The organism is Xanthomonas sp. F4, assembly GCF_011761895.1.
This window is the reverse complement of the sequence record NZ_JAASQX010000002.1, coordinates 91015-104352: the sequence shown is the minus strand read 5'-3', so window position 1 is coordinate 104352 and position 13338 is coordinate 91015. Positions and strand designations below refer to the sequence as shown.

Here is a 13338-nt window from a genome sequence, read left to right as displayed (position 1 = left end):
GCCGCGCAGATGAATACGCGCAAAGTCATGGACATGATCAAGCACGGGCTCGGCGCCCCGGTGATCGTGTTGCTGATGCTGGCGATGGTGGTGGTGCCGCTGGCCGCCCCGGTGCTGGACGCCCTGTTCACCTTCAACATCGCCATCTCGCTGATGGTGCTGCTGGCGGTGGTGTACGTGAAGCGGCCGCTGGAGTTCAGCATCTTCCCGATCGTGCTGCTGATGACCACGATGCTGCGCCTGGCGCTGAACGTGGCCTCCACCCGCGTGATCCTGATCAACGGCCAGGACGGCCACGGCGCCGCCGGCAAGGTGATCGAGGCCTTCGGCGAATTCGTGATCGGCGGCAACTATGCGGTCGGCATCGTGGTGTTCGCGATCCTGACCATCATCAACTTCGTGGTCATCACCAAGGGCGCCGGGCGCGTGTCGGAAGTGACCGCACGCTTCATCCTCGACGCCATGCCCGGCAAGCAGATGGCGATCGACGCCGACCTCAACGCCGGCCTGCTGACCCGCGAGGAAGCCAAGGCCCGCCGCGAGGAAGTGCGCGAGGAAGCGGACTTCTACGGCTCGATGGACGGTGCCAGCAAGTTCATCCGCGGCGACGCCATCGCCGGCATCCTGATCCTGTTCATCAACCTGATCGGCGGCATGGCGGTCGGCGTGCTGCAGCATGGCATGCCGGTGGGACAGGCCGCCTCCACCTACACTCTGCTGTCGATCGGCGACGGCCTGGTCGCGCAGTTGCCGGCGCTGCTGGTGTCCTCGGCGGTGGCGATGCTGGTCACCCGCGCCTCGCGCTCGCAGGACATGGGCGCGTCGATGATGGGCCAGGTGTTCGGCCAGCATAAGGCGCTGGCGGTGGCCGCGGCGATCATGGGCCTGGTCGGCCTGATCCCGGGCATGCCCAACGTCGCTTTCTTGACGCTGGCGCTGATCCTGGGCCTGCTGGCCTGGAAGATGTGGAAGCGTAGCCTGCAGCCGACCCCGGCCGCCGCCGAGGCGGCGCCGCAGGCTGCGGCCGCGGCCCAGGCCAATGCCGAACTGGGCTGGGACGAACTGCGTCCGATCGACCCGCTGGGCCTGGAGGTCGGCTACCGGCTGATCCCGCTGGTGGACAAGGCCCAGGGCGGCGAGCTGATGGCGCGCATCAAGGGCGTACGCCGCAAGCTGACCCAGGACATCGGCTTCCTGGTGCCGCCGGTACACATCCGCGACAACCTGGAACTGCCCGCCAACGCCTACCGCCTGCTGGTGCACGGGGTGCCGGTGGCCACCGCCGACATCCACCCGGACCGCGAACTGGCGCTGGACCCGGGCGGCGCGCTCGGCAAGATCGACGGCATCGCCGGCAAGGATCCGGCGTTCGGCCTGGATGCGACCTGGATCCAGCCGCACCTGCGCGCCCAGGCCGAGACCATGGGCTACACCGTGGTCGACCCGGCGACGGTGATCGCCACGCACCTTTCGCACCTGATCCGCGAACATGCCCCGGAACTGCTCGGCCACGAGGAAGTGCAGCAACTGCTGGCGACCCTGGCCAAGAGCGCGCCCAAGCTGGTCGAGGACCTCACCCCCAAGGCGCTGCCGCTGTCGGTGGTGGTGCGGGTGCTGCAGAACCTGCTGATCGAGAAGATCCCGGTGCGGCAGCTGCGCAAGATCGTCGAGGCCCTGGTCGAGCACGCGCCGCAGAGTCAGGAACCCGGCGCACTCACCGCCGCCGTACGCAACGCCCTGGGCCGGTTCATCGTCCAGGAGATCGCCGGCATGGCCCCGGAACTGCCGGTGTTCACCCTGGCCCCGCAATTGGAACGTGTCTTGCAGGACTCTACCCAGGGCAACGGCGCGGCGCTGGAACCCGGACTGGCCGAACGCTTGCACCAAAGTCTGGCGGACTGCGTGAGCAAGCAGGAGGCGCGCAACGAACCGGCAGTGGTGCTGGTGCCGGCGCAGGTCCGCGCCGCCCTCGCCCGCCTGGTCCGCCACAGCGTCCCCGCGCTGTCGGTCCTGTCCTACAGCGAAGTGCCGGAGGACAAGCGGCTGAAGTTGGTCGGCACGATCAGCTGATTGGCGGGGATTGGTGATTTGGGATTCGGGAGTCGCAACAGCGGGCCCGGCACGCGGAGAGAGACAGCAATGACACGAACGAACACAACCAGAGCAAGGCGACCGGATAGCAGCCATGCCATGGCGGCCTCCGCAACCAATCCCCACTCCCCAATCCCGAATCCCGGCACTCACCCATGAAGATCAAACGCTTTGTCGCCCCCGACATGCGCACCGCCTTCCGGATGGTGCGCGACGAGCACGGTCCGGATGCGGTGATCCTGTCCAACCGGCGTACCGACGAGGGCATCGAGATCGTCGCCGCCAGCAATTACGACGAGGCCCTGGTGCAGCGGGCGCTGGATTCGGTGCGCCCGGACGAGGCGCCACGCGCCGCCGCCGCGGCGCAGGCACCGGCCACTGCCGCACCGCGCGCCGCCCGCAGCGACAAGGCCGCGGCCAGCCCGGCGATGGCGATGATGGCCGCGATCAGCGAGCGCCGTGGTGGCGCCGCGGCGACCGCACCGGCCGCTGCCGCAGCGCGGCCGCTGACCCAGCCGGCGGCGCTGGCCGCCTCGGCCATGCCCGCCGCGGCCGCCCCGGCTGCCGCAGCGCGCCCGGCCGCAGCGGCCAAGGCCCCGGCACCGGCCACGGGCCGCGCCGACTTCAGCATCCCCGAGGACGTGTTCCGCAACGCCCCGATCAGCGTGCCCATGCCCAGCCCGTTCGCCGCCGCCACCGCGGCGCCGGCCGCCGAGGCCGTGCCGGCCTGGCGCGACGACGTCGCCGCGGTGGCGCTGACCCCGGTGGCGAGCCCGGCCCCGGCCGTGCCTGCGCCGAGCGCGGCCAAGCCGGACGCGCCGGCCACTGCCGGAATCCCGGCGGCCGCGACGCTGGCGGCGGTGCCGACCTTCCCGGCCCCGCAGAACGACGAACAATTGACGCAGCTGCGCGACGAACTGGCGCTGATGCGGCAGATGATCGAGCGCGAGATGAACCGCCTCACCGACGAACGCCTGCGCGGTTCGCCGGTCCGCGCCCAGGCCCTGGAATTGATGGACGACTATGGCTTCGACAGCGGCATCACCCGCGACGTGGTCATGCAGATCCCCGCCGACCTGGAGCTGCACCGCGGCCGCGGGCTGATGCTGGGCCTGCTGTCCAAGCGCCTGCCGATCGCTCCGCTGGACCCGATCGAGGAAGGCGGCGTGATCGCCCTGATCGGCCCCACCGGCGCCGGCAAGACCACCACCATCGCCAAGCTGGCCTCGCGCTTCCTGGAGCGCCATGCCGCCCGCGACGTGGCCCTGGTGACCACCGACACGGTCCGCGTCGGCGGCCGCGAACAGTTGCACAGCTACGGCCGCCAGCTCGGCATCGCCGTGCACGAGGCCGACAGCGACGCCGCGCTGCAGCAGTTGCTGGAGCGCCTGGCCGACTACAAGCTGGTGCTGATCGACACCGCCGGCATGGGCCAGCGCGACCGCGCCCTGGCCGCCCAGCTGCACTGGCTGCGCGCCTCGCGTGTGGTCCGATCCTTGCTGGTACTGCCTGCCAATGCCCATTTCTCCGACCTGGACGAGGTGGTGCGCCGGTTCGCCGGCGCCGACCCACAGGGGGTCATCATGACCAAGTTGGACGAGACCGGGCGGTTCGGCAGTGCCTTGTCGGTGGTCGTGGACCACCGCCTCCCCATCACCTGGGTGACCGATGGACAGCGCGTGCCGGACGACCTGCACCGCGCCAACGCCGCCAGCCTGGTATTGCGCCTTGAAGATTTGCGGCGCGCTGCCGATAAGCCCTGTACTCCGGAGCAGACCCATGCCGTCGCGTGACTACGTCAATCTGACCAATGCCTTCCCCCTGTCGGCGACGCGTAGCGAACCGCTGGGTCCGGTGCGCACCATCGCCGTGACCGGCGGCAAGGGCGGCGTGGGCAAGACCAACATCTCGGTCAACCTGTCCATGGCGCTGGCCGACATGGGCAAGCGCACCCTGCTGCTGGACGCCGACCTCGGCCTGGCCAACGTCGACGTGCTGCTGGGGCTGACGCCCAAGTTCACCGTGGCCGACCTGGTCGCCGGGCGCTGCACCCTCGAAGAAGTGCTGATCGACATGCCCAACGGGCTGATGGTGGTGCCCGCCGCCTCCGGCCGCCGTTACATGGCCGAGCTGCCGCCGGCCCAGCACGTGGGCCTGGTCAACGTGTTCTCCGAGCTGCAGCGCGAGCTGGACGTGATGATCGTCGACACCGCCGCCGGCATCACCGACAGCGTGCTGACCTTCTGCCAGGCCGCGCAGGACGCGGTGGTGGTGGTCTGCGACGAGCCGGCCTCGATCACCGACGCCTACGCCCTGATCAAGGTCCTCTCGCGCGAGCGCGGCGTGGACCGGGTGCAGATCGTCGCCAACATGGTGCGCGACCTCAACGAAGGCCGCCTGCTGTACGACAAGCTGAGCCGGGTCTGCGAGAAGTTCCTCGGCGACGTGTCGCTGAACTACCTGGGCTGCGTGCCGCAGGACGACTGGCTGCGCCTGTCGGTGCAGCGCCAGCAGCCGGTGGTCAAGGCCTACCCGTCCAGCCCGTCGGCGCAGGCGATCTCCGAGATCGCCCGGCGCACCGCGCGCTGGCAGGCGCCGACCGCCCCGCGCGGCAACGTCGAGTTCTTCGTCGAACGCATCATCCAGCGCGGGGTGGCCGCATGAACGCCGCCGCCCACTACCGCGCCGTCCAGCGCAACAGCGCCAACGACTACATCGCCCAGCACTCGGACCTAGTCCGGCGCATCGCCCATCACCTGGCGGCGCGACTGCCGGCCAGCGTCGAGATCGACGACCTGATCCAGGCCGGCATGATCGGCCTGATCGAGGCTTCGCGCAGCTACGACGCCGAACAGGGCGCCTCGTTCGAGACCTACGCCTCGATCCGCATCCGCGGCTCGATGATCGACGAGATCCGCCGCGGCGACTGGGTGCCGCGCTCGGTGCACCGCCGCGCCCGCGACGCCGCCTCGGCGATCCGCAAGATCGAACAGAGCACCGGCCGCGCCGCCGCCGCCAACGAAGTGGCCGCGGCGATGGACATGCCGCTTCCCGAATACCTGCGTTTGATGGAAGATGCCGCCCGCGGCCAGGTGCTGAGCCTGGAGTCGCGCATCGAGGACCATGGCGAGCTGGATACCATCGCCAAGGGCGGACCCAATCCGCAGCAGATGCTCGAGCGCAGCGAATTCGGCCGCGAGCTGGGCAAGGCCATTGCGCAGTTGCCCGAACGCGAGCAGTTGGTGCTGTCGCTGTACTACGAGCAGGAATTGAACCTCAAGGAAATCGGCGCGGTACTCGGGGTCAGCGAGTCGCGCGTGTGTCAGATCCATGGCCAGGCCACGGTACGGTTGCGCGGACGCCTGAAGGCGTTCGGTGTCGCCGATGCCGGTCTGGAAGACGAAGAATAGGAACCCTTAGGAGTCAGTGGTGAACAAGAACATGCGGATTTTGATCGTGGACGATTTCTCGACGATGCGGCGCATCGTCAAGAATCTGCTCGGCGATCTGGGCTTCACCAACACCGCCGAGGCCGAAGACGGCAACAGCGCCCTGGCCGCGCTGCGCTCGGCACCGTTCGAGTTCGTGGTCACCGACTGGAACATGCCCGGCATGACCGGCATCGATCTGCTGCGCAACATCCGCGCCGACGACAAGCTCAAGCACCTGCCGGTGCTGATGGTCACCGCCGAGGCCAAGCGCGAGCAGATCATCGAGGCCGCGCAGTGCGGCGTGAACGGCTACATCATCAAGCCGTTCACCGCGCAGACGCTGCAGGAGAAGCTGGGCAAGATCTTCGAACGCCTGGGAGCGACCGCCTAAATGGAAGCCACCGCCGAACGTACCGCCCTGATCGAACGCCTGCAAGGCGCGCTGGACGCGCTGGAGAACGGCGACGAGGCCGGCTGGCGCAGGGAGATCGACACCCTCGCCGCCTGGCGCACGCGGCCGATGATGCAGGGCCTGAGCCGGCTCGCGCGCGATCTGGGTCAGGCGCTCGGCGAACTGCCGGTGGTGCCCAGCGAGGCCGGCGAGCTGGACGACGCCTGCTCGCGTCTGGACCACGTGGTGGAGATGACCGAACAGGCCAGCCACCGCACCCTGGACCTGGCCGAGGAATGCCGCGCGCTGGCCAACCAGCTCGCCGCCGGCGGCCTCAGCGGCGACCAGGGCGAGATCCTCGACAAGATCCGCCACAACCTCACCGAAATGGCGCTGGCGCAGAGCTTCCAGGACCTGACCGGGCAGATCATCCGCCGCGTCGCCGGCATCGTGCGCCGCGTGCACGAAGGCTTCGGCGCGCTGGGGCTGCCGCCGAAGGAAGAACGCAAACCCGACGGCAGCCTGGCCGGCCCGGCCCTGCCCGGTCTGGACCGCCACGGCGTGTCGCAGAACGACGCCGACGACCTGCTGTCCGGACTGGGACTGTAATGCCATGAGCGCCGTACCCGACGACATCGCTGCCGACTTCATCATCGAGGCCCAGGAGATCCTGGACCGGCTCGGCGAGCAGTTGGTGTCGCTGGAGCAGGCGCCCGAGGACAGCGGCCAGCTCAACGCCGTGTTCCGCGGATTCCACACGCTCAAGGGCGGCGCCGGCTTCCTGGCGATCAACGCCATGGTCGAACTGTGCCACGCCGCGGAGGAAACCCTGGGCATGGCCCGCGCCGGCCAGGCCACCCTGCAGGCGCGGCACTTCGACGCCGCGCAGCAGTCGCTGGACTACCTGCAGTCGATGCTCGACGCCTTCGGCAGCGGCCAGGAGCCACCGCGTGCGCCGCCGGAACTGATCGCGCAGTTCGACGCGCACGGCGACGCCGCCCCGGCCCCGGCCCCGGCCAAGAGCGCCGCGCCGGCACCCGCCCCCGCAGCGGCCACCGCCGCGGCCGCGGGGGATCTGATCAGCGACGACGAATTCGAAGCGCTGCTGGACCAGTTGCACGGCGATGCGCCGCCGACGGCCACGCCGCAGGCGCTGCAGCCGGCGCCGCGCGCGCCCAGCGCCGCGCCCAAGGCCGCGGCCGCCCCGGCCAAGGCCGCCGAACCCGAACACACCGTGCGTGTGGACACCAAGCGCCTGGACGCGATCGTCAACCTGATCGGCGAACTGGTGCTCTCGCGCAACCGACTCAAGACCCTGCGCGTGCGCCTGCGCGACGAGGAACTGGACCGCGCGGTCAGCAGCCTGGATATCGCCACCGCGCGCCTGCAGTCGGCGGTCATGCGCACGCGCATGCAGCCGGTCGGCAAGGTGTTCTCGCGCTTCCCCAAGGTCGCGCGCGACGTCGCCCGCTCCCTCAACAAGGAAGTGGAACTGGAACTGATCGGCGCCGATACCGAACTGGACCGCAACCTGGTCGAGGCGCTGGCCGATCCGCTGGTGCACCTGGTGCGCAACGCCATCGACCACGGCATCGAGGCGCCGGCGCTGCGCGAGGCCACCGGCAAGCCGCGCGGCGGCCACGTGCGCCTGTCGGCGCAGCAGGAAGGCGACTACGTCAGCATCGAGGTGCAGGACGACGGCGCCGGCATCGACCCGGAACGGCTGCGCGCCAAGGCCCGCGAGAAGGGCCTGATCGACCCCGAGGCCGCCGCCCGCCTGACCACCGAGGAATGCCTGCACCTGGTGTTCCTGCCCGGCTTCTCGACCAAGGCCGAAGTCACCGACATCTCCGGCCGCGGCGTCGGCATGGACGTGGTGCAGTCGCGCATCCGCGAGCTCAGCGGACAGATCCAGATCCAGTCGGAACTGGGTCGCGGCAGCCGCTTCCTGATCCGCGTGCCGCTGACCCTGGCGATCCTGCCGACCCTGCTGGTGCAGGCCGGCGACACCGTCTACGCACTGCCGCTGGCGCGCGTGGTGGAAGTGCTGCACGCCCCGCGCCGCTCGCTGGGCTGGTTCGACGGCCGCGCCGTGCTCGACCGGCAGTCGCACACCCTGCCGCTGGTGGACCTGCGCCAGTGGCTCAACATCGACGCCCCGCAACTGCCGCTGCTGACCGTGGTGGTGCTGCAGGCCGGCGAATCGCGCATGGGCCTGGTCGTGGACCAGGTCCGCGGCCGCGAGGAAGTGGTGATCAAGCCGCTGCCGCGCTCCCTGCGCGGCCTGCCCGGCTACGCCGGCGCCACCCTCATCGGCGACGGCCGCCTGGCGCTGATCCTGGATGTGGATGGCCTGAAGGCCTGACGAGCCGGGATTGGGGAATCGGGATTGGGGATTCGCAACAGCGGCATCCCTGGCGCTTCTCTGCTTCTTGTAGAGCGGCTTCAGCCGCGACGCGGTGAGGCTGGGACTCGGGAATCGGGATTGGGGAATCGCAAAAGCGGCTCGCCGCCGCATCGGTTCCCTTGTAGGAGCGGCTTCAGCCGCGACGCCGTGAAGCCGGGATCGGAGCTTGGCGATCGCACGCGCGGCGCACTACTCCCTACCGACACGATCCGAACGATCGTGCATAGGCACGCGCCAAGGTCAGCGCGTCGCGGCTGAAGCCGCTCCTACGACACACCGACCAACCCGCCGCGCTCGCGCGCTTGCGACTCCCCAATCCCGAATCCCGAATCCCCAACCCATCAAGTCCCCCGCCCCCTGGCCGATACCTCCTGCATGGACAAGCTCAGTCTCATTGGCCTGCTGTTGGCGATTCTGTCGCTGATCGGTGGCAGCATCCTCAAGGGCGCCGGCATTTCGGCGCTGTGGTCGCCGGCTGCGTTCGTGATCGTGATCGTCGGCACCGTCGCCGCGATCCTGGTGCATACCCCGCCTTCCGTGTTCCGGCGTGCGTTCCAGATCGCCAAGTGGCTGCTGTGGCCGCCGCCGAGCGATCGCCAGGCGCTGCTCAAGCAGATCGTGGAATGGAGCAACATCGCCCGCCGCCAGGGCCTGCTCGGCCTCGAGAACCAGGTGCCGCAGCAGCAGGATCCGTTCGTGCGCAAGGGCCTGCAGATGCTGGTGGACGGCGTGGAGCCGGAAGCCATCCGGCACATGCTGGAGATCGACCTGGAAGGCCAGGAACACTGCGACCTGGCCGCGGCCAAGGTGTTCGAGGGCATGGGCATCTACGCGCCGACCCTGGGCATCATCGGCGCGGTGCTGGGCCTGATCGCGGTGATGAAGAACCTGGCCGACCCGAGCAAGCTCGGCCACGGCATCGCCGCCGCGTTCACCGCCACCATCTACGGCATCGCCTCGGCCAACCTGCTGTTCCTGCCCATGGCCGCCAAGCTCAAGAGCGTGATCAAGCACAGCTGCGGCGAGCGCGAAATGATCATCGAAGGGTTGATCGCCATCGCCCAGGGCGAGAACCCGCGCAACATCGAATCGAAACTGGCCGGATTCTTGCATTGAGTTGCCAATGGCCCGCAAGCACTCCCACGACGAGCACGCCAACCACGAGGCATGGGCCATCCCCTATGCCGACCTGATGACGTTGCTGCTCGCCTTCTTCGTGGTGATGTACGCGCTGTCCACGATCAACGAAGCCAAGTACCGGGTGATGGCCGACGCGATGAGCGCCGCGTTCGGCGGTACCCCCAAGACCCTGCGCCCGGTGCAGGTCGGCGACCAGGCCTTGCAGGGCCAGGGCGGCGAGCGCCCGACCCCGATCAAGTCCAGCCCGGCGCTGACCTTGCCAGATCCCAACCGCCTGCCCTCCGGCAATGCGCAGCGCGGCGACGACCTGCGCGACGCGCAGCAGTTGCGCCGCGCGCAACGCCAGCTCGACAGCATCGCCGACCGTCTCGGCGCCGCGCTGGCGCCGCTGATCCAGAAGAAGCTGATCACCGTGCGCCGCGCCGGGCTGTGGATCGAAGTGGAGATCAACAGCGACATCCTGTTCGGCTCCGGCTCGGCCGCGCTGGACCAGAGCGCGCGCGCCACCCTGGCGGAACTGGCGCAGGTGCTGGCCGGCGTGCCCAACGGGGTGCGCGTGGAGGGCTACACCGACAACACCCCGATCGCCACCTTGCAGTTCCCGTCGAACTGGGAACTGTCGGCGGCGCGCGCGGCCAGCGTGGTCCACCTGTTCGCCGACCAGGGCCTGCAGCCCTCGCGGCTGTCGATGATCGGCTACGGCCAGTTCCGCCCGCGCGCCAGCAACGACACGCCGGCCGGCCGCAACGCCAACCGCCGCGTGGTGCTGGTGATCCTGGCCGATTCCGGCGACAGCAGCGATCCGACGCCGTCGGCCCCCGACCGTTTGAGCGCCGGCGCCGCGCCGGCCACTTCGACACCCCCCGCCGCGGCGGCCGCCGGCAATGCCGGCGGTTCCCGCGCAGTACCTGCCATTGAAGGAGTCAACTGATGCGCATCTGGGCGATCGCCAACCAGAAAGGTGGCGTGGGCAAGACCACCACCACGCTGGCCATGGGCCGTGGGCTGGCCATGCTCGGGCACCGCGTGCTGATGCTCGATCTCGATCCGCACGCCTCGCTGACCCGGGCCTTCGACGTGCCGCAGGAACCGCAGCCGCCGGGCGTGCTGGACCTGTTCGGGACCCCGCCGGGCGAACTGGCCGCGCTGGCCCGCGACACCGCGGTCGAGCGCCTGAGCTTCGTCTGCGGGCAGACCGCGCTGGCCACGCTGGAACGGCGTAGCGCCAACCAGCCCGGTTTGGGCCTGGCGCTGCAGCAGGCCATGGCCCGCCACGCCGGCCAGCACGACTACATCCTGCTCGACTGCCCGCCGACCCTGGGCCTGCTGATGATCAATGCGCTGGCCGCGGCCGACCGCGTGATCATCCCGACCCAGGCCGAGCCGCTGGCCCTGCACGGCCTGGCCAGCATGGTCCGCACCGTGGACATGGTCGAACGCTCGCGGCGCCGGCCGCTGCCCGCCTCGATCCTGCCGACCCTGTTCGACAAGCGCACCCGCGCCGGCAACGAGACCCTGCGACAGATGCAGGACAGCTACGGCGAACGGGTGTGGGAAGACGCGATCCCGGTCGATACCAAGATCTGCAACGTCAAGGCGCTGACCGTGGCCGGCGCGGCGGGCGACTACCCCGGCCGCGGTCTGGCCGCCTACCGCCGCGCGCTGGAATGGCTGCTGGCCAGCGACGCGACGCCGATGGAGCAAGCCGCATGAGCACCCCCGGCATCATCGACGATTACCTGGAAGGCCTGCTCCACGACGTGATCGCCGAGGAGCAGAAGGCACCGCCAGCGAACCCCGCGCCGGTCGCGGTCGCCGACGTGGACGCGGACGCCGAGATCCCGGCACTCGCCACCGCTGGCCCGACGCCCGAACAGATCGCCGCCGCGGTCCTGGCCGAAGCCGACTCCGATCCAGCCCTTGCGGGCATCATGTCCCAGCAGGCGCTCGCGCCCGCTCCGGCGGGTCCGACGCCCGAACAGATCGCCGCCGCGGTCCTGGCCGAAGCCGACTCCGATCCAGCCCTGGCCGGCATCATGTCGCAGCAAGCACTCGCGCCCGCGCCGGCCGGCCCGACGCCCGAAGAGATCGCCGCCGCGGTCCTGGCCGAAGCCGATTCCGATCCGGCCCTGGCCGGCATCATGTCCCAGCAGGCGCTCGCGCCCGCGCCGGCCGGCCCGACGCCCGAAGAGATCGCCGCCGCGGTCCTGGCCGAAGCCGATTCCGATCCGGCCCTGGCCGGCATCATGTCCCAGCAGGCACTCGCACCCGCGCCGGCCGGTCCGACGCCCGAACAGATCGCTGCCGCGGTCCTGGCCGAAGCCGATTCCGATCCGGCCCTGGCCGGGATCATGTCGCAGCAGGCACCCGTTGCCGCGCTCACGCCGGCCGAGCAGGCCGAGCGCCAGGCCGACCTGGACGTGGTCGCGGCGATGGAGCGGCAACGCGCCACAACGCCGCGCAATCTCGCCGCCGAAGACGATGCCGCCGCCGCGCGTGCGGTCCAGCGCCCGCCGATGGCGGTGCCGCCGGAACGGCGCGCAGAAGCCAGCCGCGCACAGGCGGCCGGAGCGAAGCTGCCGCCGAATCTGCAGGCCTTCATGGCGCCGAGCGTGCCGCACGGCTCGGCCATCGCCCCCGAGCGCTTGGCCGAGCGCAGCACACGCTGGCTGCGCCTGCGCTGCGGCGAGCAGGCCTACGCACTGGAACTGCTGAAGGTGCAGGAAGTGGTGCTGCCGGTGCCGCTGCTGGCGCTGCGCGGCACGCCACCGGCGATGCTGGGCATCATGAACCTGCGCGGCCAGGTAGTGCCGGTGATCGACCTGGGCCTGCACCTGGGCGCGGCGCCGATCGAGATGGACATGCTGACCCGGGTGGTGGTGCTGGAAGAGAACGGCGAGACCCTGGGCCTGCGCGTGTCCGCGGTGGAAGACGTGGCCAGCCTGCGCGACCAGCAGATCGAACCGCCGGACAACGCCCGCATCTGCCGCATTTCCAACCATCTGTTCCGCGGCGTGGCGCGTCTGGCGCAACAGCCGATGATCCTGCTCGACGCCGAGCAACTGCTGCACTGAGCGATGCGGCGGGCGGCAACTGGGAACGGTGCCGCACTTTCCAACCGCCGCTAAAGCTTTTCAGGCCACGGCCGTTATCTGCCATAGAACCATTGGTGCGGAGTAATGATGAGCACAGTCCCTCTTGGCGAGGATCTCGGCATCGAGACCAGCGCCGACCTGAAACAACGCCTGACCGCGTTCCTTGCGGCGGACGACGTGCTGCGTCTGGACGCCGGCGAAGTGCGCCGCATCCATACCGCGTCCGTCCAGGTGCTGTGCGCATTCGTCGACGCCCGTCGCAAGGATGGCAAGCGCACCGAATTCGAGGCCTGCAACGCCACCTTTCGCGACGCGGCACGCCTGCTAGGGGTCAGCGAATCGCTGGGCCTTCCTGCAACCCCTGACAATCTGAAATCTGTGGAGAACGCGGCATGAGCGCACGTATCTTGGTAGTGGACGATTCGGCGTCGATGCGCCAGATGGTCTCCTTCGCCCTCACCTCGGCCGGCTTTGCCGTCGAAGAAGCAGAAGACGGCGCGGTCGCGCTGGGCCGCGCCAAGGGCCAGCGCTTCAACGCGGTGGTCACCGACGTCAACATGCCGAACATGGACGGCATCACCCTGATCCGCGAACTGCGGCAGCTGCCGGACTACAAGTTCACCCCGATGCTGATGCTGACCACCGAGTCGGCGGCGGAGAAGAAGTCCGAGGGCAAGGCCGCCGGTGCCACCGGCTGGCTGGTCAAGCCGTTCAATCCCGAACAGCTGATCGCCACCGTCCAGAAAGTCCTGGGCTGATCCCTCTCCTCCTTTTCCGGATTCC

13 protein-coding genes are annotated in these 13338 nt (G+C 69.7%); all 13 read left to right on the top strand.

All coding sequences use genetic code 11. From position 1 onward, the window contains the following. The first annotated feature begins 9 nt into the window (after positions 1-9). The 13 genes from flhA to FHR66_RS08290 all read left to right on the top strand — a co-directional run bounded on the left by flhA (position 10) and on the right by FHR66_RS08290 (position 13313). Positions 10-2070 (top strand): flagellar biosynthesis protein FlhA, encoded by a 2061-nt coding sequence (flhA, locus tag FHR66_RS08350; RefSeq protein WP_184448123.1) that lies wholly within the window; start codon positions 10-12, stop codon positions 2068-2070. Positions 2071-2246: 176 nt separating this feature from the next. Then, positions 2247-3884, top strand: a complete 1638-nt coding sequence (gene flhF / locus FHR66_RS08345) for a flagellar biosynthesis protein FlhF (protein ID WP_167087711.1) — start codon at positions 2247-2249, stop codon at positions 3882-3884. Further along, positions 3871-4755: a MinD/ParA family ATP-binding protein gene (locus tag FHR66_RS08340; protein WP_010341540.1), complete on the top strand. Its 885-nt coding sequence runs from the start codon at positions 3871-3873 to the stop codon at positions 4753-4755. The genes flhF and FHR66_RS08340 overlap by 14 nt, the downstream gene beginning before the upstream one ends. Beyond that, on the top strand, positions 4752-5501 hold the full coding sequence (locus tag FHR66_RS08335; RefSeq protein ID WP_160967573.1) for an RNA polymerase sigma factor FliA: 750 nt from the start codon (positions 4752-4754) through the stop codon (positions 5499-5501). Before FHR66_RS08340 ends, FHR66_RS08335 begins: the two co-directional genes overlap by 4 nt. A gap of 19 nt (positions 5502-5520) precedes the next feature. Beyond that, positions 5521-5913 carry a chemotaxis response regulator CheY gene (gene cheY, locus FHR66_RS08330; protein WP_010341542.1) on the top strand — a complete coding sequence of 131 codons (393 nt, stop codon included), beginning with the start codon at positions 5521-5523 and terminating at the stop codon, positions 5911-5913. Continuing rightward, a complete protein-coding gene (locus FHR66_RS08325; protein ID WP_160967575.1) occupies positions 5914-6522 on the top strand; it encodes a protein phosphatase CheZ in 609 nt (202 codons plus the stop codon). 4 nt (positions 6523-6526) lie between these two features. Further along, complete coding sequence (locus FHR66_RS08320; RefSeq protein ID WP_167087708.1) at positions 6527-8278, top strand: chemotaxis protein CheA; 1752 nt, start codon at positions 6527-6529, stop codon at positions 8276-8278. Positions 8279-8695: 417 nt separating this feature from the next. Further along, positions 8696-9436, top strand: a complete 741-nt coding sequence (locus tag FHR66_RS08315) for a flagellar motor protein (protein WP_160958704.1) — start codon at positions 8696-8698, stop codon at positions 9434-9436. A gap of 7 nt (positions 9437-9443) precedes the next feature. After that, positions 9444-10391 carry a flagellar motor protein MotD gene (gene motD / locus FHR66_RS08310; protein WP_160967812.1) on the top strand — a complete coding sequence of 316 codons (948 nt, stop codon included), beginning with the start codon at positions 9444-9446 and terminating at the stop codon, positions 10389-10391. Then, positions 10391-11173 (top strand): ParA family protein, encoded by a 783-nt coding sequence (locus FHR66_RS08305; protein ID WP_167087706.1) that lies wholly within the window; start codon positions 10391-10393, stop codon positions 11171-11173. Before motD ends, FHR66_RS08305 begins: the two co-directional genes overlap by 1 nt. Further along, a complete protein-coding gene (locus FHR66_RS08300; RefSeq protein WP_167087704.1) occupies positions 11170-12534 on the top strand; it encodes a chemotaxis protein CheW in 1365 nt (454 codons plus the stop codon). Before FHR66_RS08305 ends, FHR66_RS08300 begins: the two co-directional genes overlap by 4 nt. A gap of 108 nt (positions 12535-12642) precedes the next feature. Then, complete coding sequence (locus tag FHR66_RS08295) at positions 12643-12951, top strand: STAS domain-containing protein (protein ID WP_160967807.1); 309 nt, start codon at positions 12643-12645, stop codon at positions 12949-12951. Then, positions 12948-13313: a response regulator gene (locus FHR66_RS08290; RefSeq protein ID WP_010341778.1), complete on the top strand. Its 366-nt coding sequence runs from the start codon at positions 12948-12950 to the stop codon at positions 13311-13313. The genes FHR66_RS08295 and FHR66_RS08290 overlap by 4 nt, the downstream gene beginning before the upstream one ends. Positions 13314-13338: the final 25 nt, after the last annotated feature.

What these genes read in the sequence shown, in the direction of transcription:
- flhA (WP_184448123.1), top strand. Translation starts at nt 10, where the DNA reads ATGAATACGCGCAAAGTCATGGACATGATCAAGCACGGGCTCGGCGCC.
- flhF (WP_167087711.1), top strand. Translation starts at nt 2,247, where the DNA reads ATGAAGATCAAACGCTTTGTCGCCCCCGACATGCGCACCGCCTTCCGG.
- FHR66_RS08340 (WP_010341540.1), top strand. Translation starts at nt 3,871, where the DNA reads ATGCCGTCGCGTGACTACGTCAATCTGACCAATGCCTTCCCCCTGTCG.
- FHR66_RS08335 (WP_160967573.1), top strand. Translation starts at nt 4,752, where the DNA reads ATGAACGCCGCCGCCCACTACCGCGCCGTCCAGCGCAACAGCGCCAAC.
- FHR66_RS08325 (WP_160967575.1), top strand. Translation starts at nt 5,914, where the DNA reads ATGGAAGCCACCGCCGAACGTACCGCCCTGATCGAACGCCTGCAAGGC.
- FHR66_RS08320 (WP_167087708.1), top strand. Translation starts at nt 6,527, where the DNA reads ATGAGCGCCGTACCCGACGACATCGCTGCCGACTTCATCATCGAGGCC.
- FHR66_RS08315 (WP_160958704.1), top strand. Translation starts at nt 8,696, where the DNA reads ATGGACAAGCTCAGTCTCATTGGCCTGCTGTTGGCGATTCTGTCGCTG.
- motD (WP_160967812.1), top strand. Translation starts at nt 9,444, where the DNA reads ATGGCCCGCAAGCACTCCCACGACGAGCACGCCAACCACGAGGCATGG.
- FHR66_RS08305 (WP_167087706.1), top strand. Translation starts at nt 10,391, where the DNA reads ATGCGCATCTGGGCGATCGCCAACCAGAAAGGTGGCGTGGGCAAGACC.
- FHR66_RS08300 (WP_167087704.1), top strand. Translation starts at nt 11,170, where the DNA reads ATGAGCACCCCCGGCATCATCGACGATTACCTGGAAGGCCTGCTCCAC.
- FHR66_RS08295 (WP_160967807.1), top strand. Translation starts at nt 12,643, where the DNA reads ATGAGCACAGTCCCTCTTGGCGAGGATCTCGGCATCGAGACCAGCGCC.
- FHR66_RS08290 (WP_010341778.1), top strand. Translation starts at nt 12,948, where the DNA reads ATGAGCGCACGTATCTTGGTAGTGGACGATTCGGCGTCGATGCGCCAG.